This window comes from Streptomyces sp. NPDC058812 (assembly GCF_042744565.1).
GTDB lineage: Bacteria > Actinomycetota > Actinomycetes > Streptomycetales > Streptomycetaceae > Streptomyces > Streptomyces thinghirensis.
This window is the reverse complement of sequence record NZ_JBHYOB010000003.1, coordinates 177,829-199,490: the sequence shown is the minus strand read 5'-3', so window position 1 is coordinate 199,490 and position 21,662 is coordinate 177,829. Positions and strand designations below refer to the sequence as shown.

Here is a 21,662-nt window from a genome sequence, read left to right as displayed (position 1 = left end):
TCTGTTTGGGTCCGAGTGCTTCCGTTTCCCTGTTTACATTCCGGAATACCGGGCGTAATCTCCGAGTCAAACCACAGGTTCGGGCACGGTCGGAGGCGAGCGGTGATGTACGCACCGGAGCGGCAGCAGGAGATCCTCCGGCTCGCCCGGGACGGTGGCCGGGTGGACGTGGTGTCGCTGGCCGAGGAGTTCCAGGTGACGGCGGAGACCATCCGCCGCGACCTGAAGGCGCTCGACCGCGCCGGTCTGCTCCGCCGGGTGCACGGCGGCGCGATCCCCGCCGGGCGGTTGGACTTCGAGCCGGACCTCGCCGAGCGCGAGTCGACGGCCGCCGACGAGAAGGACCGGATCGCGAAGGCGGCCCTGGCGGAGCTGCCGACCGAGGGCACGATGATCCTCGACGCCGGTTCGACGGTGGCCCGCATGGCCGCCGCGCTGCCGCCGGAGACCTCGCTGACCGTCGTCACCCACAGCCTGCCCATCGCGGCCCGTCTCGCCGACCACCCCGGCATCCAGCTCCACCTGGTCGGAGGGCGCGTGCGGCACCGTACGCGCGCCGCCGTGGACGCCTGGGCGCTGCGCGCGTACGGCGAGATCCGCGCCGACGTGCTGGTGGTGGCGGCCAACGGCTTTTCCGTGGAGCACGGCCTGACCACCCCGGACCTCGCCGAGGCCGCCGTCAAGCGGGCCGCGGTCGCCGCCGCCCGCCGCGTGGTGCTGCTCGCCGACTCCTCCAAGCACGGCCAGGAGCACTTCGCCCGCTTCGGCGCCCTGAGCGACGTGGACCTGCTGATCACCGACAGCGGGATGAGCCCCGAAGACGCCACCGCCATCGAGCGCGCCGGCACGGAAGTAGTACGCGCATGATCCTCACCGTCACCCCCAACCCGTCTCTGGACCGCACCTACGAGGTCCCCTCCCTCGACCGCGGCGAGGTGGTCCGCGCCACGGGCGAGCGCGTGGACCCGGGCGGCAAGGGCGTGAACGTCTCGCGCGCGGTGACGGCGGCCGGCCGGCGCACCGTCGCGGTGCTGCCGCTCGGCGGCCCGTCCGGCGCCCTCGTCACCGAACTGCTCGACGCCCAGGGCATCGAGGTCGCACCGGTGCCGATCGCCGGGGTCACCCGGGCCAACATCGCGCTCGCCGAGGCCGACGGCGTCCTGACGAAGATCAACGCGCCGGGCCCCGAACTGTCGGCGGCCGAACGGGAACTGCTCCTGGAGACCGTGCGGCGGCAGTCGCGCGGCGCGGACTGGATCGCCTGCTGCGGCAGCCTGCCCCGCGGACTCGCCCCCTCCTGGTACGCCGACCTGGTCGCCCGGGCGCACGCCGCCGGCGTCCGCATCGCTCTGGACACCTCCGGGCCCGCCCTGCTCCAGGCGTTGCGCGAGCGGCCCGACGTGGTCAAGCCGAACGCCGAGGAACTCGCGGAGGCCGTAGGGCGCCCCCTGGCCACCATCGGCGACGCCGTGAAGGCCGCCGAGGAACTGCGGGAGCTGGGCGCCCGGTCCGTGCTCGCCAGCCTCGGCGCCGACGGCCAGCTGCTCGTGGACGACGCGGGCACCTGGTTCGGCAGCGCCCGCGTGGACGCCGTACGCAGCAATGTCGGCGCCGGTGACGCCTCCCTGGCCGGTTTCCTCGTCGCCGGGGGAGCGGGGCCCGGAGCTCTAGCCTCCGCCGTGGCGCACGGCGCCGCCGCCGTGCAGCTGCCCGGCAGTGTGATGCCGACGCCGGCCGACCTGGACCCGGGGGCGGTGGCGGTCACGGCGGAGGTGCCGGTGGACCGCGCACTGAAGGAACCGGCGTCATGAACTCCCACCCCGACTCCCTCCCTGATTCCCACCCCGACTCCCACCCCGTCCCGGTCCTCTGCGGCCCGGACTCCCGCCCCCACCGCAGTGCCCCCGTCCCCCTCCCCGCCCCCGCCCACCACCCCACGTTCCGGGCGATACGCGAGCTAAGGAGCCCGCGATGAGCGACATGATCACCGCGGATCTGGTCGACCTCGACCTGTCCGCCGACACCAAGGAAGCGGCGGCGCGCGCCCTCGCCGAGCGGATGGTGGCCCAGGGCCGGGTGACCGACCTGGACGGCTTCCTCGCCGACGTGGCCGCCCGGGAGGCGCAGATGCCGACCGGCCTCGACGGCGGCATCGGCATCCCGCACTGCCGCAGCGAGCATGTCACCGAACCGACGCTCGCCTTCGGGCGCAGCGCGGCAGGCGTCGACTTCGGGGCGGCGGACGGCCCGGCCGACCTGATCTTCCTGATCGCCGCTCCGGCGGGCGCCGACGACGCCCACTTGACGATCCTCTCCGCCCTGGCCCGGCAGCTGATGAACGCCGAGTTCACCGACGCGCTGCGGTCCGTGGGCGACGCGAGGGCCGCCGCGGCGCTGATCCGCGGGGAGGAGCCGACCGGTACCGAAGGAGTCTTTGAAGGCGTGCCCGAAAACGCCTCCGAAGGCGCCGAGGACTCCGTGGCGGTCTCGGCGGCGGCCTCCGCCGAGACCGCCACGGGCAGCCCCGACCAGGGGAGCGACGAACCCCGGCGTCCCTTCCGTGTCGTCGCCGTCACCTCCTGCCCCACCGGCATCGCGCACACCTACATGGCGGCCGAGTCGCTGGAGAACGCGGGTCGCGAGGCGGGCGTCGAGGTCGCCGTCGAGACCCAGGGCTCGGCCGGCTTCACCCGGCTCGACCCGGCGGTGATCGAGGCGGCGGACGGCGTGATCTTCGCCCACGACGTGCCCGTACGCGAGAAGGACCGCTTCGCCGGGAAGCCCACCGTCGACACCGGCGTCAAGGCGGCCATCAACCGGCCCGCCGAGCTGATCGGCGAGGTCCGCGGCAAAGCGGCCCGCGGCGAGGTCACGGCGGCCGGTTCGGCCGGTTCGGCCGGTTTCGGCGGTGCGACGCCCGTCGAGCGCGGCGGCGGGTCCGGCGAGGGATACGGGACGAAGCTGCGCATCTGGCTGATGTCCGGCGTCAGTTACATGGTCCCGTTCGTCGCCGCGGGCGGTCTGCTGATCGCCCTGGGCTTCGCCATCGGCGGCTACGAGATCAACAAGGCCCCGTCGGTGATGGACCACTTCGTGTGGTCCCAGGCGGACAGCTGGGCGGCGCTGCTGTTCCAGATCGGCGGCGTGGCCTTCGCCTTCCTCGTCCCGGTGCTGGCCGGGTACATCGCCTACGGCATGGCCGACCGGCCGGGCCTGGTCCCCGGCTTCGTCGGCGGCTCGATCGCGCTGACCATCAACGCCGGGTTCCTCGGCGGTCTGGCGGCCGGTCTGATCTCCGGTGCCGTGGTGATGGCGATCCAGCGGATACGCATACCGGCGGCGTTGCGCGGCATCATGCCCGTGGTGGTGATCCCGCTGATCTCCTCGGCGATCGTCGGGTTCCTGATGTTCGTGGTGATCGGCAAGCCCATCGCGTCCGCGCAGAAGGCGATGACCGACTGGCTGAGCGACCTGTCCGGTGCCAACGCGGTCCTGCTCGGCGCCCTGCTCGGCCTGATGATGTGCTTCGACCTCGGCGGCCCGGTCAACAAGGTCGCCTACGCCTTCGCCACCGCCGGCATCGCGGTCTCCGACCCCAGTGACTCGGCGATGAAGATCATGGCGGCGGTCATGGCGGCCGGCATGGTCCCGCCGCTGGCGATGGCCCTGGCCACGACCGTACGGAGCAAGCTGTTCAACGCCGCCGAGCGCGAGAACGGCAAGGCCGCCTGGGTGCTGGGCGCCTCCTTCATCTCCGAGGGCGCGATCCCGTTCGCCGCGGCCGACCCGCTGCGGGTCATCCCGTCCTCGATGGTGGGCGGCGCGGTCACCGGCGCCCTCTCGATGGCCTTCGGCGCCACGCTGCGCGCCCCGCACGGCGGCATCTTCGTGGTCCCGCTGATCGGCAACCCGCTGCTCTACCTGGTCGCCATCGCGGCGGGCGTCTGCGTCACCACGGCTCTGGTGATCGTCCTCAAGGGCCTGCGCAAGCCGGCGCCGGGAGCGGCGGCACCGGGACCCGGCGGCGCGGACCCGTCGGCCTCGGCGCCGGGGGCCAGCCAGCCGGTGGCCGCGTAAGGGACGGTCTTCGTCAACGATGGGTGGGCCGGGTTCCGCAAGGGGCCCGGCCCGGTGGCGTTCCCGGCCCGCGGCGCCCCGGCCCTACTGGGAGACCTGCGCCGCGCGCCGCTCCATCGCGCGGCGGGCGGAGTCCTCGCTGTCGTACACCTCGCACATGTGCCGCCCGTCGGGCGTGGCCGTGTGCTCGACCTCCCAGAGGGAGACCTCCGCGCCGTCACGCAGCAGGAACGCGTGCTCGTAGAGCGAGAAACCGATCCGGGCGCGGCCCGTGCGGCCGGGGCCGCCGAACGCCTGGGTGATCTGGTGCGCGGTCGCCGTCGCCAGCAGCGCGGCGAGGTCGCCGCCGGGCCGGTCCGGGTTCTCCGCGCGGCGCAGCAGTCGGCGGGCGTGGTCCGCCGAGGCGTCGGGGACGTAGGCGTGCCGCGGGGTGGACACCGGGGACAGCTGCACCTGCACGGGCAGCTCGAAGTCCGGTGTGTCCGGCGGCAGTGCCAGCCGGGCGGTGGCGGTGCGCAGCTCCTCCTCGTCGACGTACACCTCGTGCTGCGGTTCACTGCCCGGGGCGGGGTTGTGGACCAGCTCCCAGAGCGTGACCGCCGAGCCGTCGGCGAGCAGCCAGGTGTGCCGGTACGTCTCGCGGTGCAGCCCCGCGCTGTGGTGCGCGGAGTGCAGGGAACCGTCGTGCGCCAGCGCGCAGTCCAGTTGCCGTATCGTCTCGTCGGGCAGCTCGAACGAGTTCAGGGCGCGACCGAGCAGTCGCATGAGGTGCTCCTCCGGAGACTCGGGCGACTCGGGTGGTTCGTACGCTGCCGTCTCGTACGGAACGCTCAAGGTTTCTCCCGGCGTTGCTGCATGTCACCTTGTGGGTGCATACCGTAGCCCCTCGGTCGGACATCATGTCCGGGAACCGAGAAAACGTACGTCCGAAAAACGCGCGGGCCGCGCGAAAAGTTCCCGCGCGACCCGACGAGCCGTCAAAATTCGCTGCTCAGAGGCGTGTCAGGCGGCACTTCCGGCGACCCACTCACTCCAGGCCATGTTCCAGCCGTTGAGTCCGTTGTCCGGCGCGACCGTGTCGTCCGGGGAGTTCTTGACGACCACGACGTCCCCGATGAGTGAATTGTCGTAGAACCACTTGGCGGGGGTGGCGCCCTGCCCGCCCTGGACGTCCCGCAGTCCGACGCAGCCGTGGCTGGTGCCCTGGCGACCGAAGGGCGGATTGCCCGGTCACGGGCTGCTCCAGGTTCGGGTGTTGCGCGGTGTTCGCTTCAGGCCTGTAGAGGCGCTCGGCGGCCGACGGGGTTCCCACCGGCCGCCCGGAACACCGACGCGTGACAGAACCGGGACACTCACCTGCTCGGGGCGGCCACACGCGTGGGGCGACCACCACGTGCGTGGGGCGACCACGTGCGTGGGACGGCCACGTGCGTGGGACGGCCACGTGCTCGGGACGGCCACGTGCTCGGGACGCCCCGTGCTCGGGACGCCCATGCTCGGGACGGCCCGTACTTGGGACGGCCCGTACTTGGGAGAGTTGATCCTCGGGTCTGGTCAACCGGCCCTGGACGGGCTTCCGTAGAGCTCTTCGTACGACGGCCACGCCCCGCCCGGCCCGTCCACCGGCTCGGCGGCCCGGACGGCCCGCACGATCGCGCGCGTCACCATGTCCGCGCCCGCCGCCAGCACCTCGTTCAGCGCGAGCGGCTGGGCCGCGTCGAGGGGGCGCCGCCCGGTCGCCAGGGTGAACACCGTGTCCCCGTCGCTGAGCAGGTGCACCGGCCGCACTGCACGCGCGATGCCGTCGTGCGCCGTGCCGGCCAGCTTCTGCGCCTGGGCCTTGGACAGGTCCGCGTCGGTGGCGACCACGGCGAGCGTGGTGTTCAGCGGGGGCGGCGCGTTCCTCGCCGCGACCTCGGCGAGACGCCGCCCCGCCGCCTCGTGGACGCCCGGCGCCGGGTACTCCACCCGTCCGCCCCGGAACAACTCCCCGTACAGCACCCCCGTTTCCGGATCCGTCACCGATCCCGCCGCGTTGGCCACCACCAGTGCCGCCACCGTGATCCCCGAGTCCAGCACGGTGCTCGCGGTGCCGATACCGCCCTTCAGCGTGCCGACCACGGCTCCCGTGCCCGCCCCGACAGACCCCTCGGCCACCCCCGCGCCCGGCGCGCTCGCGTGGGCCGCCTCGGCCGCCGCCCGTCCGGTGGCCGCGTCCGGCCTGGCCCGGAAGTCGCCCCCGCGCCCCAGGTCGAAGACGCATGCCGCGGGCACCACCGGCACCACGTGCGCGGGGTCCGGGCCGACGCGCACCCCGCGTCCCCGCTCCTCCAGCCAGGTCATCACCCCGGACGCCGCGTCGAGCCCGTACGCGCTGCCGCCGGTCAGCACCACCGCCTGGACCTTCTGCACCAGGTTGCGCGGATCGAGCGCGTCCGTCTCCTTGGTGCCGGGGCCTCCTCCGCGTACGTCCACGGCGGCGACCGCCCCGCTCTCCGGCGCGAGCACCACCGTCGTGCCCGTGAGCCACCCGTCGCCGGTGCGCGTCGCGTGCCCCACCAGCAGGCCGGCCACGTCCGTCAATGCGTCAACTGTCATGCCGCCAGTCTCGTCCAGTCACCGGCGCCTGGCGGCCCCATCAGGGGGCGCCCGGGGGCCTGCGAGGAGATCCGGGGGACGTCGGGACTTTCAGGCGGCGGGCGCCGCGGGGCCCTGCTCCGGCACACTCCGCCGCGCGGTCAGCACCACCCCGATCGCGACGGCCAGAGACAGGACGATTCCCGAAACGAGCACCGCGAGTTCACCGGCGAAGGTGCAGCAGGCCACCAGCAGCGCGGCCGTCGGCAGCACCAGCTGCTCGGCGACGCCCACCTTGGAGTACCGCGCGTGCAGCCCCCACACCGTGAGCAGGAACAGTGCCGTGGGCAGGGTCACCGCCGCGGACGCCGCGAGGGTCGAGATGTGCGCCTTGCCCACCGCCTGCTCCACCGCCACCTCCAGGCCCGCCCCGATCGCGGCCGCCGAGGCGAACACCAGGTAGTGCCCGTAGCCCCACAGGAACGACTGTCTGCTGGAGCGAAGACGGCCGTGGACGGGCACCGCGAAGTAGATCCACCACGCGGCGAAGACGATCAGCAGCCCGCCTGCCGCGATCGGCAGCAGCTCGCCCAGCGCGTCGTTCTCTTCGATGCCCGACTTCACCGCGACCGTGGCCGCGGCGATGGTCTCGCCGAGCACGATGATCGTGAACAGTCCGTACCGCTCGGCGATGTGGTGCGGGTGCCAGGACGACGGATGCTTCCGCTCCGCGAACGCCGGCACGCACAGCTCCAGCACCACCATCACCAGGAACAGCCCGCCCCGGCCGCCCTCGGGCAGGAACAGCAGCCCCAGCCAGCCGACCTGGCAGAGCAGCACGCCCCCGGCGTATCCCAGGGTCATGGCGCGTTCGGGAGGCCTGGCGGAACGGGCCGCCCTGAGCCACTGCGCCGACATGGCCACCCGCATGATCACGTAGCCGAGGACGACGGCGGTCCAGTCGTGGTCCACGAAGGCCCGCGAGACCCCGGCCGCGAGGACGAGCACACCGCCGATCTGCACCAGGGTGACGATCCGGTAGGGCACGTCGTCGTTGTCGTAGGCCGAGGCGAACCAGGTGAAGTTCATCCACGCCCACCAGATGGCGAAGAAGACCATCGCGTAGTCGAGGACGCCTTCGTCGGCGTGGCCCTCGGCGATGGAGTGCACCAGCTGGACGCCCGCCTGGGCGACCGCGACGACGAAGCACAGGTCGAAGAAGAGCTCCAGCGGCGTGGCGCCACGGTGCGCCTCGTGCCGGCCGCGGGCGACGAGTCGGCGCACCGGCGGCCGAACCCGGGGCGGGCCGGAGGACGTGCTCGCGGGAGAAGGGCTGGACATCATGGCTCCCAGCACAGCAGAGACGGCGCGGACACGCCCCCGGACGGCGCCGCCCGCGGCACGGGCAGCCGGGGCCGCCCGCCGGGACCGCTGCCCGCCGGGGCCACCCGGGAAGTCGGGGCGCCCCGCAGCGGAGGGGCCGTACCCTGGAGCCATGAGCACCACCCCCGAACCCGAGCCCCGCGCGCCCCGGCCCCCGCTGGTCTTCGACGACCCGCTGGACCAGCAGACCTCGGACGACACCGACCGGGGATGGGGTGAGCGGCCCGAGGGCGACAGCGCGGCCGACCTGAAGCGCTTCCTCGACGAGAAGCCGCCCCACCACCTGTGAGCCGTGCGGGTACCGGCACGAGCCGCTCCCGCCTCGGACGGCCCTACGGGCGGTCGTGGCCCGAACCGCGCTGCGCGACCAGCGCGTCCCGGATCTCCTTGAGCACCTCCAGCTCGGAGATCTCGACGATCTCCTGCGTGCTCTCCTTCGCCTTGCGGCGGGCCTCCTGCCGGGCCAGGTACTTCGCCATGGGCAGGACCATCAAGAAGTAGACGACGGCCGCGGTGATCAGGAAGGTGAGGGTGGCGCCCAGCACCGAGCCCCAGAGGATCCGCACACCCGTGGCGGTGTCGCCGGTACCGGTGCACGGGCCCTTGAGGCAGGAGCTGTAGCTGTCCAGGCTCTTGGTGCCGAAGGCACCGATCAGAGGGTTGATGACCCCCTTCACCACCGAGTTGACGATGTTGGTGAAGGCGGCGCCGATGACCACCGCCACCGCCAGGTCGATGACGTTTCCGCGCATCAGGAAGGCCTTGAAGCCCTGCCAGACGCTCGGCTCGTTCTTCTCGCTCACCTCGGGGGCTCTCCTCGTACGCACAGGTCTCGCGCGAAGGGGTCTCGCACGAACAGGGTGTGGAACAAAACGCTCCGCAACCTACGTCAGTGCTGGGCCGTCCTGTCCAATCAGGTCCTTCGAACGAGGGACTTGACGAGCGACTCAACGGGCTCAGCACAGCGTCACCGCCAGCCGCGACAGGGCGCTCGCGCCGACCAGCCGGTGCGCGGTGGCACGCGGCACCGAGACCACCACCAGTGCCCCGCCGGCCGCGGTCCCGTCCATGAGCTCCGGCACCTCCGCCACCAGCGCTCCGCGCGCGACCACGGAGGCGTCGCCCGCGCCGCCGTCCCCGGCCGCGACGACGTCGACCCGGTCGCCCGGCCCGAGCAGCCGCACCGTGGCCGCGTCGGCGATCCGCACCGGCGCCGTCACGAGTCGCGCGCCGTGCCGCCTGCCCGCCGTCTCCGTTTCTGTTTCCGTTTCCGTCACCGGATGCCCGCGTGCCCGTTGGGTGTCCCGTGCGCCGGTGCCCGGGTGCGGGCCCGCCGCGACCAGCGCCGCGGCGGTGACGGCGAGCCCGGCGGCCACGGCGCGCCGCCGGTGGCGTACGAGCCGGTGCAGCAGCTGACGTCCGCCGCGCACCCGGACCGGGGCGAAGTGCGGCACCTCGCACGTGGGCGGCGCGTCGGTGCCGAGCGGGAGCGGGGGCGGGGGCGGAAGCGGGCTGGGAACGGTGGAACGGGACACGGTGACCACCACCTGTGACGAGGAGACGACGAGGGATCGGCTTGCGCTCCCACGATGGGGCTTCTCGCCGTCGCCCGCCGGAGCCCGTGGGTCACCGACCGGTTGTGGACAACTCCCTCACCCGAACGGGACGTTCCGCACCCGCCCCCACCGACACCGACACCGACACCGGAGCCGACACCGACACCGGAGCCGACACCGACACCGGAGCCGACACCGGAACCGGCACAGGCGCCCGGTCGGCACCGCCCCTCTACGGCAGCGTGATCCCCGGATCCATCCCGCCCAGCGCCGCCCCGCACGGGCAGTCCCGAGCCCCGGCCGCCGGCAGAGCGGCCACCGCGTCGAACAGGACGCCCCGAAGCCGGTCCACGTTCGCCGCGAACACCCGCAGAACCTCCTCGTGCGAAACGCCCTCGCCGCTCTCCGCACCGGCGTCGAGGTCGGTGACGAGGGTCAGCGAGGTGTAGCAGAGCTCCAGTTCACGGGCGAGCGCCGCCTCGGGATGGCCGGTCATGCCCACCACCGACCAGCCCTGTGCCCGGTGCCACAAGGACTCCGCGCGGGTCCCGAAGCGTGGCCCCTCGACCACGACCAGGGTGCCGCCGTCCACGGGCTCCCAGTCCCGCCCCCGGGCCGCCTTGAGCGCGGCGGCCCGTCCGGTGGGGCAGTACGGGTCGGCCAGCGACACGTGCACGACGTTGGGCAGCGTGCCGTCGGGCATCGGCAGCCCGTCGAAGTACGTCGACGGCCGGGACTTCGTACGGTCGACGAACTGGTCCGGCACCAGCAGCGTGCCCGGCCCGTACTCGGGGCGCAGGCCGCCGACCGCGCACGGCCCGAGGACCTGGCGCGCGCCGACCGAGCGCAGCGCCCACAGGTTGGCCCGGTAGTTGATGCGGTGCGGCGGCAGATGGTGGCCGCGCCCGTGCCGGGGGAGGAAGGCGACCCGCCGGCCGGCGACCTCGCCGAGGAAGAGGGAGTCGCTGGGCGGCCCGTACGGGGTCTCCACCTCGACCTCGGTCACGTCGTCGAGGAACGAGTAGAAACCGGAGCCGCCGATCACGCCGATCTCGGCATCCACCTTGTTCGCCATGTTCGCCATGCCCGCACCCTAACCGCCCCGGAAAACGCCGAGGACCCCGTCGTCGGACGACGACAGGGTCCCGTAAGAAGTCCTGGTGGGCCTTACGCGGCGGTGGTGCTGGAGGAGGAGCTGCCGGAGCTCGACGACCCCGAGCCCGACGACGATCCCGAGCCCGACGACGAACCGGAGTCCGAGGACGTCGACGAAGAGGACGACGAGGCGGACGACTTCGACGCCGGCGAGCTGCTGGACGAGCTGCCGCGGCTGTCGTTGCGGTAGAAGCCGGAGCCCTTGAAGACAATGCCGACCGCCGAGAACACCTTCTTCAGGCGGCCCTGGCAGTTCGGGCACTCGGTGAGGGCGTCGTCGGTGAACTTCTGCACCGCCTCGAGGCCCTCGCCGCACTCGGTGCACTGGTACTGGTACGTCGGCACTTGTCTTCCTCCTGGCACTCTCACTCGATGAGTGCTAACGACGATCCATAGTGACGTATTCCGCGGGATCAGTCCACTGTGGCGTGCTCGCGGTGACCGACGCCACGTGCGACCGTACGCCCTCGGGGCCGGGTCTCCAGCCGCGACCGCAGCGCCACCAGCGTCGCCAGCGCGAGCACTGTGCCGCCCATCGGCACCAGGAACCCGGCGCCGTCCCAGAACCGGTCCTCCAGCTGTCCGGAGACGGTCACGGCCGCCGCCTGGCCCAGGGCCACGGCACCGGTCAGCCAGGTGAAGGCCTCGGTGCGGGCACCGGCCGGGACCAGGCTCTCGACCAGGGTGTAACCGGTGATGAGGGCGGGCGCGATGCACATGCCGACGAGCAGGCCGAGGCCGGCCAGTACGAGCACCGAGTGCGCGGCCCACAGGCCGGACGCGGTCAGCGCGAGGGCGGTGTAGCCGACCAGGAGGCGCCGCTGCGGGGCGACCTTCCAGGCGATGGCGCCGCAGGCCAGGCCGGAGAGCATGTTGCCCGCGGCGAAGATCCCGTACAGGACGCCGTTCAGCCCGGGCTCGCCGATCGACTCGGTGAACGCGGCCAGTGAGACCTGCATGCCGCCGAAGACGGAACCGATGCCCAGGAAGACCACGATCAGGACGCGCACCCCGGGGACGCGCAGCGCCGGAACGTGCTCCGCGCGCGCGTGGTCACCGTCGGCTCGGCCGACCGTCGGCTGGGTGCTCTTCTGCGCGGCGAACAGCAGACCGCCCACCAGGGTGAGCGCCGCCTCCGTGACCAGGCCCGCGGCCGGGTCCACGGCCGTGCACAGGGCGGTGGCGACCAGCGGGCCGAGGACGAAGGTCAGCTCGTCCGTGACGGACTCGAAGGCGGCCGCCGTGCCCATCAGGGGGGAGCCCTTGAGTTTCACGCCCCAGCGGGCCCGCACCATGGGCCCGACCTGCGGCACCGAGGCACCGGTGGGCACGGCCGCCACGAACAGCGCCCACAGAGGTGCGTCCGAGAGCGCGAGAGCGGTCAGGATCAGACCGGACGCGGCGTGCACGAGCACGCCGGGGAGCAGGACGGCGCGCTGTCCGTAACGGTCGGCGAGCCGGCCGGTGTAGGGGGCGAACACGGCCATGGCGACGCCGGTGACGGCCGCGACGGCGCCCGCGACGCCGTAGGAGCCGGTGGTGTGCTGCACGAGCAGCACGATGGAGAGCGTCAGCATGGCGAAGGGCTGGCGTGCCGCGAAGCCGGGAAGCAGGAACGTCCAGGCGCCGCGGGTGCGCAGCAGCTGTCCGTATCCGGGGCGGGCGGAGCCGGGCGCGGTGTGCTGCGCCCCCTCCGGCGACTTCTTCGACGGGGTGACCGTGGATGCCACGGCCCGTGCCTTTCTGCCGCCTGGTAGCGCGGTCCGCCTCGCGGCTGTCGCCGTGCGGGAGCGCCGAGAGCTGTCCTCTTGCGCGGACTGCGGTAGATGCCGGAGCCCGGTTGGGGAGGGGGCGTGCCGGCCGCCATACGGTCGCGCCAGCTCTGCTTCAGGCAGAGTTGGTTCGATCAGGTGCCGCCTTCATCGTACAGGGATCAACAGGGGCGCAACCTGTGAAAGCGCGCACTCCTCTCTTTCACGCCTGCGATTGCCTCACACCTGCGATTGCCTCACGCCTACGACTGCCCCATGCCTGTGATTGCCTCACACCTGTGTTCGCCTCTCACGCTCACCTGTGATTGCCGCTGGTGCCTCCGCTGCCCAGCCAGCCGGCCAGCTTGCCGCCGTGGCCGACCGCGCGCAGTCGCGCCTCGGCGGCGTCCCGGACGGGGTCCGTGGCGACCACGAGGAGCTCGTCCCCGCGCCGCAGTCCCGTCGTGGGCAGCGGCACGAACGACTTCCCGTCGCGGACGACCAGCGTGACGGCGGCCCCGGTCGGCAGCCGCAGCTCGCTGACCTCGACGCCGTGCATCTTCGAACCCTCGGGGATCGTGACGGACAGCAGGTGCCCACGCAGCCGTTCCAGGGGCGCCGACTCGATGCCGAGGTCGGCGGCCTCGTCCCCCTTGCCCAGGCGCAGCTTGCGGGCCAGCCACGGCAGGGTCGGTCCCTGGACCAGGGTGTAGACGACGACCAGGACGAAGACGATGTTGAAGATCCGGCGGCTGCCCGCGACGCCCTCCACCATGGGGATCGTCGCGAGGATGATGGGCACCGCGCCGCGCAGCCCGGCCCAGGACATCAGGGCCTGCTCCTGCCACGGCACCCGGAACGGCACCAGGCACAGCACGACGCTCAGTGGGCGCGCCACCATGGTGAGCACCAGTCCGATGACCAGGGCGGGCAGGATGTCGTCGCCCAGCTCGTGCGGGGTGACCAGCAGGCCGAGCAGCACGAACATGCCGATCTGGGCGAGCCAGCCGAGCCCGTCGGCGAACCCGCGGGTGGCGGGCCAGTGCGGCAGCCGGGCGTTGCCCATGACCATCGCGGCGAGGTAGACGGCCAGGAAGCCGCTGCCGTGGGCCATGGCACCGGCCGCGTAGGCCGCGACGGCGATCGACATGACGGCGATGGGGTAGAGGCCGGAGGCGGGCAGCGCCACGTGCTTCAGCCCCAGCGACCCCAGCCAGCCGACCGCGAGTCCGATGGCCGCGCCGATGGCCAGCTCCAGGGCGATCTCGCCCAGCAGCACGTACCAGTGCTCGATCGGGCCGGCCGTGGAGAAGGCGACCACCAGGATGACCACCGGGGCGTCGTTGAAGCCCGACTCGGCCTCGAGCGTCCCCACTATCCGCGAGGGCAGCGGGATTCTGCGCAGCACCGAGAAGACGGCGGCCGCGTCCGTGGAGGACACCACCGCCCCGACGATCAGTGCCTGCCGCCACTCCAGCCCGGTCAGGTAGTGCGCGCCCGCGGCCGTCACGCCGACACTGACCGCGACCCCGGCCAGCGCCAGTGCGGAGGCGGCCGGCAGGGCCGGTTTCGCCTCCTTCCACTTCGTGCCGAGACCGCCCTCGGCCAGGATCACGACCAGGGCGGCGTACCCGATGACCTGGACCAGTTCGGCGTCGTCGAACTGGATGTCGCCGATGCCGTCCTGACCCATGGCGATGCCGATCGCCAGGTAGACGAGCAGGCTGGGGAGCCCGCTGCGCGAGGAGATCCGGACCGCCGCCACGGCGATGAGCAGGACGAGCGAGCAGACGAGCAGGAGCTGGTTGAGGTGGTGGACAGTCAGCGGCCGTTCCCTTCCCTGGCGCACAGCACGGATCACGACACGGACCACAGTGCGGATCACAGCACGGACGAGTACTCCCGCGCGGTGCGCGACAGCACACCTCCATGGCACACGAGACGCAGTGCTCTGCGGACAACTACTTCGTTACCTTACCTAACTCTTGACGATTTCTTGACGCTCGGCTTGGCAAGATCGAATGCCCGTGCCTGCCGGTACCCGACTCCGCGTCAAGGCGGCGTGGGCCCTGCGCCTACAGTTGCTCCAGCGTTCAGTACAAAGCACAGCCCGCCCCTGCCGCTCGTGTTAGGACAGCAAGGACAGCGATGCCCCCCACCAACACCGCCTCTACGGGTCAGCAGCCCGGCAAGTCCGGCAGGAAGAAGGGGCGCAAGGCGCGCCTGTTCGTCCTCGTGCTGGTCCTGGCCATCATCGGCGGCCTCGCCTACGGGGCGTACTGGTCCATCAGCACCGTCCGCGCGTCCTTTCCGCAGACCAAGGGCTCGATCACGCTTGAGGGCCTGTCGGGGCCGGTCGACGTCAAGCGCGACAACTACGGCATCCCGCAGATCTACGCCTCCTCCGACGAGGACCTGTTCATGGCGCAGGGCTACGTCCAGGCGCAGGACCGGTTCTACGAGATGGACGTACGCCGCCACATGACCTCCGGGCGCCTGTCGGAGATGTTCGGCAAGGGCCAGGTCGACAACGACGAGTTCCTGCGCACGCTGGGCTGGCACCGGGTGGCGAAGAAGGAGTACGACGAGAAGCTGTCGGACTCCACCAAGAAGTACCTCCAGGCGTACTCCAAGGGTGTCAACGCCTACCTGGCCGGCAAGGACGGCGGGGACATCTCCCTGGAGTACGCCGCCCTCGGCTTCACCAACGACTACAAGCCCCAGGAGTGGACGCCGGTCGACTCGGTGGCCTGGCTGAAGGCGATGGCCTGGGACCTGCGCGGCAACATGGAGGACGAGGTCGACCGCGCCCTGATGACCAGCCGCCTCGGTCCCAAGCAGATCGCCGACCTGTATCCGGCGTACCCGTACGACCGGAACAAGGCGATCGTCCAGGAGGGTCAGTACGACGAGCTGACCGAGACGTTCGACGGCGGCGGCCCGTCCGGCGGCGACGATTCCTCGTCCGGCACGGGCAGCGGCACGGGCACCGGGACCGGCACGGGCACCGGGACCGGCACGGGGGCCGGCACCGGGACCGGCACCGGCAATGCCCTGCAGAGCCAACTGTCCGGTCTCCAGGACGTCCTGGACGACCTGCCCACCGCCGTCGGCGTGAACGGCAACGGCATCGGCTCCAACTCCTGGGTCGTCTCCGGCGAGCACACCATCACCGGCAAGCCGCTGCTGGCCAACGACCCGCACCTGTCGCCGTCGCTGCCGTCCGTCTGGTACCAGATGGGCCTGCACTGCCGCAGTGTCTCCGCGAAGTGCCAGTACGACGTCGCCGGATACACCTTCGCGGGCATGCCCGGCGTGGTCATCGGCCACAACCAGGACATCGCCTGGGGCCTGACCAACTCCGGCGTCGACGTCACCGACCTCTACCTGGAGAAGATCACCGGCAACGGCTACCAGTACGACGACAAGGTGGTCCCCTTCGAGACGCGCGAGGAGACCATCAAGGTCGCCGGCGGCGAGTCCAAGAAGATCGTCGTCCGCGAGACCAACAACGGCCCCCTGCTCTCCGACCGCGACGACGAGCTGGTGAAGGTCGGCAAGAAGGCCACCGTCGACACCGCCGCCCCCGACCGGGGCGACGGCTACGGCGTCGCGCTGCGCTGGACCGCGCTGGACGCCGGCACCACCATGGACGCCGTCTTCGCGATGGACCGGGCGAAGGACTGGGACTCCTTCCGCGAGGCCGCCGCCCTGTTCGACGTGCCCTCGCAGAACCTCGTCTACGCCGACGAGGAGCACATCGGCTACACGCTGCCCGGCAAGATCCCGGTGCGCGCCGAGGACCACGACGGTTCGGTCCCGGCACCGGGCTGGACCTCCAAGTACCGCTGGACCGGCGAGTACATCGACCCGGACGAGCTGCCCTACGAGTACGACCCGGAGCGCGGCTACATCGTGACCGCCAACCAGGCCGTCGTCGACGAGGACACGTACCCGTACACGCTGACCACGGACTGGGGCTACGGCACCCGCAGCCAGCGGATCACGTCCCTGATCGAGCAGAAGATCAAGGACGGCGGCAAGATCTCCACCGACGACATGCGCCAGATGCAGCTGGACAACAGCAGCGAGATGGCCAAGCTGCTCGTCCCCCAGCTGCTGAAGATCGACGTCGGGGACAAGGACGTCCGCGAGGCGCAGAAGCTGCTGGAGGGCTGGGACTACACCCAGGACGCCGACTCGGCGGCCGCCGCCTACTTCAACGCCGTCTGGCGCAACGTCCTCAAGCTCGCCTTCGGCAACAAGCTGCCCAAGGAGCTGCGGGTCGAGGGCCAGTGCCTGTGGGTCGACCCGGTCAACACCACCGGTCCCGCGGACGAGACGAACAAGGTCCGCGAGTGCGGCCAGCGGGATGCCGACCAGGCGCAGCCGGACGGCGGCGACCGCTGGTTCGAGGTCGTCCGCACTCTGATGGACAAGCCCAAGAGCGACTGGTGGACGACGCCCGCCTCCGGCACCCGCAAGGGCGCCGACCACAACCGCGACGACCTCTTCAAGCGGGCCATGATCGACGCCCGCTGGGAGCTGACCGCCAAGCTCGGCAAGGACATCGACACCTGGAACTGGGGCCGGCTGCACCGCCTGTTCCTGAAGAACCAGACCCTGGGCATCGAGGGCCCCGACTTCCTGAAGTACGCCCTCAACCGCGGCCCGTGGAAGCTCAGCGGCGGCGAGGCGGCGGTCAACGCCTCCGGCTGGAACGCGGCCGGCGGCTACGGGGTGGTGTGGGTGCCGTCCATGCGGATGGTGGTCAACCTCGGCGACCTCGACAAGTCGCGGTGGATCAATCTCACCGGCGCCTCCGGACACGCCTACAGCGCCCACTACACGGATCAGACGGACAAGTGGGCCGACGGAGAGCTGCTGCCGTGGGCCTTCTCGAAGAAGGCGGTCGACGCGAGTACGAGCGACACACTGGTGCTCAAGCCGTAGCCACCGGTGTTGAGACCGTAGCCACCGGCTGACACAAGGCGGCCCCCGCGCGCGTGGGGGCCGCCTTCACGTTCACGTGAACCTGCGCACTCCCGACGGCGTCACCACCGCGTCCACCGGCCGGTCGTGGGGCTCGGCGGGGACGTGCGAGACGACCTCGGAGTCGTACAGCAGGACCAGTAGCGCGGGTCGCGCGCCCGCGCGGTCCAGGCGCGCGAGGACCCGGTCGTACGACCCGCCGCCGCGCCCCAGCCGCAGGCCGCGCCCGTCGACCGCCAGGCCCGGCAGCAGCACGACGTCGGCCTCCGTCACCGCGTCCGGCCCCAGGCGCCGGCCGGCGGGCTCGGACAGGGCCATCCGCCCGCCGTGCCGCACGAGTGCCAGGGAGTCCTCCCCTTCGTACTCGCCCCAGTCCAGGTCGTTGTCCGGCAGCAGTGCCGGCAGCAGGACCCGCACCCCCCGCGCGCGCAGCGCGTCCAGGAGCGCGAGGGTGCCCGGTTCGGCGCCCACGGAGACGTATGCCGCCACGGTGTGCGCCCGCGCCACCTCCGGCATCGCGAGCGCCCGTCCGGTCAGCGAGTCCGCCGCTTCCCGCACGTCATCGGCCGTCAACCTGTTCCTCACCGCGAGGAACTCCCGCCGCAACGTCCGCTTGTCAGGCTGGTCAATAGGTCCGATGTGGGTCAAAGGTCGTTCCCGTACCTCTCTAATGCGCTCATATGAGCGCCAGTGATCCGGAGTCACAGATTCTCCCTATTGGCACCGGATATGGTGGCGCGCATGACTCAGTCCCACCCCAGGATCAGCAAGGCTGTCATCCCCGCAGCCGGGCTCGGTACCCGGTTCCTGCCGGCCACCAAAGCCACTCCCAAGGAGATGCTGCCGGTCGTCGACAAGCCGGCGATCCAGTACGTGGTCGAAGAGGCCGTGACCGCGGGCCTCGGCGACGTCCTCATGGTCACGGGCCGCAACAAGCGCCCCCTGGAGGACCACTTCGACCGCAACTACGAACTGGAGTCCGCCCTCCAGAAGAAGGGCGATGCGAGCCGGCTGGCCAAGGTCCAGGAGTCCAGCGACCTCGCCATGATCCACTACGTCCGCCAGGGCGACCCCAAGGGCCTCGGCCACGCCGTGCTGTGCGCCGCCCCGCACGTCGGCAACGAGCCCTTCGCGGTCCTGCTCGGCGACGACCTGATCGACCCGCGCGACCCGCTGCTGCAGCGCATGATCGAGGTCCAGGAGCAGTACGGCGGCAGCGTCATCGCCCTCATGGAGGTCGCGCCCGAGCAGATCCACCTCTACGGCTGCGCGGCCGTGGAGAGCACCGAGGACGGCGACGTCGTCAAGGTCGGCGGACTGGTCGAGAAGCCCGACGCGGTCGACGCGCCCTCCAACTACGCCATCATCGGCCGCTACGTGCTCGACCCCCACATCTTCGACATACTCCGCAAGACCGAGCCCGGCCGCGGCGGCGAGATCCAGCTGACCGACGCCCTCCAGCAGCTCGCCGAGACGCATACAACAGCGGCTACCGCCGCGGGGAAGGTCGGCGGCCCGGTGCACGGCGTCGTCTTCAAGGGCCGCCGCTATGACACCGGTGACCGCGGCGACTATCTGCGTGCCATTGTCAGACTCGCGTGCGAACGTGAAGACCTGGGCCCGGACTTCCGGACCTGGCTTCGCAGTTACGTAGCCGAGGAGATGTAGGGACGTTGAGCAGCGCAGCGCACCGTGACACCGGCCACGACCACGCCCCCGCGGACTTCGGTCCGGACCGGCTGTGGTCGGTGCAGGACCACCTGGACGACATCCTCGCCACCGTCCGCCCCCTGGAACCCATCGAGCTGAACCTGCTCGACGCCCAGGGCTGCGTCCTGGTCGACGACATCACGGTGCCGCTCTCCCTGCCGCCGTTCGACAACAGCTCCATGGACGGTTACGCGGTGCGGGTCGCCGACGTCGCGGGCGCGAGCGAGGAGTTCCCCGCCGCCCTGGTCGTCGTCGGGGATGTCGCCGCCGGCCAGGCCGACCCGCTGACCGTGGGCCCCGGCCAGGCCGCCCGCATCATGACCGGCGCCCCGCTCCCGCCCGGCGCCGAGACCGTCGTCCCCATCGAGTGGACCGACGGCGGGCTCGGCGAGGGCCCGGTGGCCGGAATGCGCGCCCGCAGCCTGGCCCCCGAGGGCGCCGAGGGCCAGGTCCACGTGTACCGCCCGGCCGAGGCCCGCGCGCACGTCCGCGCGAAGGGCAGCGACGTCAGGTCCGGCGACCGCGCCCTGGAGGCCGGCACGGTCCTCGGCCCGCCGCAGATCGCGCTGCTCGCCGCGATCGGCCGGGGCAGGGTCCGCGTCCGCCCGCGCCCCCGCGTGGTGGTGCTCTCCACCGGCAGCGAACTCGTCCAGCCCGACGAGGAACTGGCCCACGGCCAGATCTACGACTCCAACAGCTTCGCCCTCACCGCGGCCGCCCGCGACGCCGGCGCCATCGCCTACCGCGTGGGCGCCGTCGCCGACGACGCCGAGACCCTGCGGTCCACCATCGAGGACCAGTTGGTCCGCGCCGACCTGATGGTCACCACCGGCGGGGTGAGCGTCGGGGCGTACGACGTGGTCAAGGAGGCGCTGGCGCACGTCGCCGACGAGGACGAGCCCGGCAGCGGCGTGGACTTCCGCAAGCTCGCCATGCAGCCCGGCAAGCCCCAGGGCTTCGGCTCCATCGGCCCCGACCACACCCCGCTGCTCGCCCTGCCCGGCAACCCGGTGTCCTCGTACGTCTCCTTCGAGTTGTTCGTCCGCCCCGCGATCCGCACCCTCATGGGCCTCACCGACGTCCACCGCCCGACGACCACCGCGTCCCTGGCCGCGGAGAAGGCGCTGACCTCGCCCAAGGGGCGCCGGCAGTTCCTGCGCGGCAGCTACGCCGACGGCTCGGTCACCCCGGTCGGCGGCTCGGGCTCCCACCTCGTGGCCGCCCTCGCGCACGCCGACGCGCTGATCGTCGTCCCCGAGGACGCCGAGTCCGTCGAGCCCGGCGCCGACGTCGAGGTGGTCCTGCTCGGCTGACCCCGCCCGCTTGGCGGTACCGTGTCGCGCACAGCAGGCCCACGCGCCGCACCGCGCCGGGCCCGGACCGGGAGCGCCACACGAGCATGAGTACGCAGGACCGACCCCCGCACTACGGCCAGGACGCGCACGACCCGCAGGACCGGCTGACGCACATCGACGAGGCGGGCGCCGCCCGGATGGTCGACGTGTCCGCCAAGGAAGTGACCGCACGCACCGCGCGCGCGAGCGGACGCGTCCTCGTCGCGCCCCGTGTGGTCGAACTGCTGCGCGGCGAGGGGGTCCCCAAGGGCGACGCCCTCGCCACCGCGCGCATCGCGGGCATCATGGGCGCCAAACGCACCCCGGACCTGATCCCCTTGTGCCACCCGTTGTCGGTCTCCGGTGTGAAACTGGACCTGTCGGTCGCGGACGACGCCGTGGAGATCACCGCCACGGTGCGCACGACGGATCGCACGGGTGTCGAGATGGAGGCGCTCACCGCGGTCTCCGTCGCCGCGCTCACCGTGATCGACATGGTCAAGGCGGTCGACAAGGGAGCGGTCATCACGGACGTGCGCGTGGAGGAGAAGACGGGCGGCAAGTCGGGCGACTGGAGCCGGGCATGACACTGGACGCGTCGGTGGACGGTGCCCTGCTCGCGCCGTACAGCGCCCTGGTGGTCACCGCCTCCAACCGGGCCGCCGCCGGGGTCTACGAGGACAAGGGCGGGCCGCTGATCGCCGAGGGCCTGCGCCGATTCGGCTTCGCCGTCGACGGCCCCCGGGTCGTCCCCGACGGCGACCCCGTCGAGGCCGCCCTGCGAGCGGGCGCCGAGGCGGGCTACGACGTGATCGTCACCACCGGCGGCACCGGCATCTCGCCCACCGACCGCACCCCCGAGGCGACCCGGGCGGTGATCGACTACGAGGTCCCCGGCATCGCGGAGGCCGTCCGGGCGTACGGCCGGGACAAGGTGCCGACCGCGGTGCTCTCCCGGGGCCTGGCCGGAGTGGCGGGCGGCACGCTGATCGTCAACCTGCCGGGGTCCTCCGGCGGGGTGAAGGACGGCCTCGCCGTGCTGGAGCCGCTGCTGACGCACGCCGTGGACCAGCTCCGCGGCGGCGACCACGCCAGACCCGCCAGTGGTGGGGGTGCGAGCTGAACAG

At 72.1% G+C, this 21,662-nt stretch carries 19 protein-coding genes and 1 pseudogene; 9 read left to right on the top strand and 11 right to left on the bottom strand.

The window, feature by feature from the left end; translation table 11 throughout:
• Positions 1 to 105: 105 nt before the first annotated feature.
• The 3 genes from ACFW48_RS07770 to ACFW48_RS07760 all read left to right on the top strand — a co-directional run bounded on the left by ACFW48_RS07770 (position 106) and on the right by ACFW48_RS07760 (position 4,077).
• Positions 106 to 867: a DeoR/GlpR family DNA-binding transcription regulator gene (locus ACFW48_RS07770; RefSeq protein WP_386311401.1), complete on the top strand. Its 762-nt coding sequence runs from the start codon at positions 106 to 108 to the stop codon at positions 865 to 867.
• A complete protein-coding gene (pfkB, locus tag ACFW48_RS07765) occupies positions 864 to 1,811 on the top strand; it encodes a 1-phosphofructokinase (RefSeq protein WP_386311399.1) in 948 nt (315 codons plus the stop codon). The genes ACFW48_RS07770 and pfkB overlap by 4 nt, the downstream gene beginning before the upstream one ends.
• A gap of 160 nt (positions 1,812 to 1,971) precedes the next feature.
• Entirely contained in the window at positions 1,972 to 4,077 is a 2,106-nt protein-coding gene (locus tag ACFW48_RS07760; protein WP_386311397.1) for a fructose-specific PTS transporter subunit EIIC, read from the top strand.
• Positions 4,078 to 4,161: 84 nt separating this feature from the next.
• Here the strand turns inward: ACFW48_RS07760 and ACFW48_RS07755 are convergent, their stop codons facing one another.
• From ACFW48_RS07755 to ACFW48_RS07740, 4 genes and pseudogenes are all read right to left on the bottom strand, one after another.
• Positions 4,162 to 4,911, bottom strand: a complete 750-nt coding sequence (locus ACFW48_RS07755; RefSeq protein WP_386311395.1) for a DUF6227 family protein — start codon at positions 4,909 to 4,911, stop codon at positions 4,162 to 4,164.
• Positions 4,912 to 5,079: 168 nt separating this feature from the next.
• Positions 5,080 to 5,304: pseudogene (locus ACFW48_RS07750) on the bottom strand (L,D-transpeptidase); the annotation flags it as partial.
• A 327-nt stretch (positions 5,305 to 5,631) separates the two neighbouring features.
• Complete coding sequence (locus ACFW48_RS07745; protein ID WP_386311393.1) at positions 5,632 to 6,675, bottom strand: P1 family peptidase; 1,044 nt, start codon at positions 6,673 to 6,675, stop codon at positions 5,632 to 5,634.
• A 90-nt stretch (positions 6,676 to 6,765) separates the two neighbouring features.
• Positions 6,766 to 7,995, bottom strand: a complete 1,230-nt coding sequence (locus tag ACFW48_RS07740) for a low temperature requirement protein A (protein WP_386311391.1) — start codon at positions 7,993 to 7,995, stop codon at positions 6,766 to 6,768.
• 154 nt (positions 7,996 to 8,149) lie between these two features.
• Here ACFW48_RS07740 and ACFW48_RS07735 point away from each other — a divergent pair, with 154 nt between their 5' ends.
• The gene (locus ACFW48_RS07735) at positions 8,150 to 8,326 is read left to right on the top strand and encodes a hypothetical protein (protein ID WP_386311390.1); all 177 of its coding nucleotides are present in this window, start codon (positions 8,150 to 8,152) and stop codon (positions 8,324 to 8,326) included.
• A gap of 43 nt (positions 8,327 to 8,369) precedes the next feature.
• Here ACFW48_RS07735 and mscL read toward each other — a convergent pair whose 3' ends face one another.
• The 6 genes from mscL to ACFW48_RS07705 form a co-directional block, all read right to left on the bottom strand.
• Positions 8,370 to 8,840, bottom strand: a complete 471-nt coding sequence (gene mscL / locus ACFW48_RS07730) for a large conductance mechanosensitive channel protein MscL (RefSeq protein ID WP_386311388.1) — start codon at positions 8,838 to 8,840, stop codon at positions 8,370 to 8,372.
• Between the two features lie 153 nt (positions 8,841 to 8,993).
• A complete protein-coding gene (locus ACFW48_RS07725) occupies positions 8,994 to 9,572 on the bottom strand; it encodes a hypothetical protein (protein ID WP_386311386.1) in 579 nt (192 codons plus the stop codon).
• A gap of 253 nt (positions 9,573 to 9,825) precedes the next feature.
• Positions 9,826 to 10,668: an S-methyl-5'-thioadenosine phosphorylase gene (locus ACFW48_RS07720; RefSeq protein WP_386312064.1), complete on the bottom strand. Its 843-nt coding sequence runs from the start codon at positions 10,666 to 10,668 to the stop codon at positions 9,826 to 9,828.
• Between the two features lie 92 nt (positions 10,669 to 10,760).
• A complete protein-coding gene (locus ACFW48_RS07715; protein ID WP_386311384.1) occupies positions 10,761 to 11,093 on the bottom strand; it encodes an FmdB family zinc ribbon protein in 333 nt (110 codons plus the stop codon).
• 68 nt (positions 11,094 to 11,161) lie between these two features.
• Positions 11,162 to 12,478 carry an MFS transporter gene (locus ACFW48_RS07710; RefSeq protein ID WP_386311382.1) on the bottom strand — a complete coding sequence of 439 codons (1,317 nt, stop codon included), beginning with the start codon at positions 12,476 to 12,478 and terminating at the stop codon, positions 11,162 to 11,164.
• A 337-nt stretch (positions 12,479 to 12,815) separates the two neighbouring features.
• Positions 12,816 to 14,360: a potassium/proton antiporter gene (locus ACFW48_RS07705; RefSeq protein WP_386311380.1), complete on the bottom strand. Its 1,545-nt coding sequence runs from the start codon at positions 14,358 to 14,360 to the stop codon at positions 12,816 to 12,818.
• A 287-nt stretch (positions 14,361 to 14,647) separates the two neighbouring features.
• On the opposite strand from ACFW48_RS07705, the gene ACFW48_RS07700 reads away from it, so the two are divergent.
• Positions 14,648 to 17,452: a penicillin acylase family protein gene (locus ACFW48_RS07700; RefSeq protein WP_386311378.1), complete on the top strand. Its 2,805-nt coding sequence runs from the start codon at positions 14,648 to 14,650 to the stop codon at positions 17,450 to 17,452.
• 72 nt (positions 17,453 to 17,524) lie between these two features.
• On the opposite strand, the gene ACFW48_RS07695 is transcribed toward ACFW48_RS07700, so the two are convergent.
• Positions 17,525 to 18,139, bottom strand: coding sequence for a 5-formyltetrahydrofolate cyclo-ligase (locus tag ACFW48_RS07695; RefSeq protein ID WP_386311377.1), 615 nt, complete (start codon positions 18,137 to 18,139; stop codon positions 17,525 to 17,527).
• 93 nt (positions 18,140 to 18,232) lie between these two features.
• Here ACFW48_RS07695 and galU point away from each other — a divergent pair, with 93 nt between their 5' ends.
• The 4 genes from galU to ACFW48_RS07675 all read left to right on the top strand — a co-directional run bounded on the left by galU (position 18,233) and on the right by ACFW48_RS07675 (position 21,658).
• Positions 18,233 to 19,159 (top strand): UTP--glucose-1-phosphate uridylyltransferase GalU, encoded by a 927-nt coding sequence (gene galU / locus ACFW48_RS07690; RefSeq protein ID WP_386311375.1) that lies wholly within the window; start codon positions 18,233 to 18,235, stop codon positions 19,157 to 19,159.
• A gap of 5 nt (positions 19,160 to 19,164) precedes the next feature.
• Positions 19,165 to 20,514 (top strand): gephyrin-like molybdotransferase Glp, encoded by a 1,350-nt coding sequence (gene glp / locus ACFW48_RS07685; protein WP_386311373.1) that lies wholly within the window; start codon positions 19,165 to 19,167, stop codon positions 20,512 to 20,514.
• An 86-nt stretch (positions 20,515 to 20,600) separates the two neighbouring features.
• On the top strand, positions 20,601 to 21,122 hold the full coding sequence (moaC, locus tag ACFW48_RS07680) for a cyclic pyranopterin monophosphate synthase MoaC (RefSeq protein WP_386311371.1): 522 nt from the start codon (positions 20,601 to 20,603) through the stop codon (positions 21,120 to 21,122).
• Positions 21,119 to 21,658, top strand: coding sequence for a molybdenum cofactor biosynthesis protein B (locus ACFW48_RS07675; protein ID WP_386311369.1), 540 nt, complete (start codon positions 21,119 to 21,121; stop codon positions 21,656 to 21,658). The genes moaC and ACFW48_RS07675 overlap by 4 nt, the downstream gene beginning before the upstream one ends.
• Positions 21,659 to 21,662 lie beyond the last annotated feature (4 nt).

Excerpts from the sequence above, each read along its gene's own strand:
- ACFW48_RS07745 (WP_386311393.1), bottom strand. The coding sequence starts at position 6,675 with ATGACAGTTGACGCATTGACGGACGTGGCCGGCCTGCTGGTGGGGCAC.
- ACFW48_RS07720 (WP_386312064.1), bottom strand. The coding sequence starts at position 10,668 with ATGGCGAACAAGGTGGATGCCGAGATCGGCGTGATCGGCGGCTCCGGT.
- moaC (WP_386311371.1), top strand. The coding sequence starts at position 20,601 with ATGAGTACGCAGGACCGACCCCCGCACTACGGCCAGGACGCGCACGAC.
- ACFW48_RS07735 (WP_386311390.1), top strand. The coding sequence starts at position 8,150 with ATGAGCACCACCCCCGAACCCGAGCCCCGCGCGCCCCGGCCCCCGCTG.
- ACFW48_RS07675 (WP_386311369.1), top strand. The coding sequence starts at position 21,119 with ATGACACTGGACGCGTCGGTGGACGGTGCCCTGCTCGCGCCGTACAGC.
- ACFW48_RS07760 (WP_386311397.1), top strand. The coding sequence starts at position 1,972 with ATGAGCGACATGATCACCGCGGATCTGGTCGACCTCGACCTGTCCGCC.
- galU (WP_386311375.1), top strand. The coding sequence starts at position 18,233 with ATGACTCAGTCCCACCCCAGGATCAGCAAGGCTGTCATCCCCGCAGCC.
- ACFW48_RS07770 (WP_386311401.1), top strand. The coding sequence starts at position 106 with ATGTACGCACCGGAGCGGCAGCAGGAGATCCTCCGGCTCGCCCGGGAC.
- pfkB (WP_386311399.1), top strand. The coding sequence starts at position 864 with ATGATCCTCACCGTCACCCCCAACCCGTCTCTGGACCGCACCTACGAG.
- ACFW48_RS07700 (WP_386311378.1), top strand. The coding sequence starts at position 14,648 with ATGCCCCCCACCAACACCGCCTCTACGGGTCAGCAGCCCGGCAAGTCC.
- ACFW48_RS07740 (WP_386311391.1), bottom strand. The coding sequence starts at position 7,995 with ATGTCCAGCCCTTCTCCCGCGAGCACGTCCTCCGGCCCGCCCCGGGTT.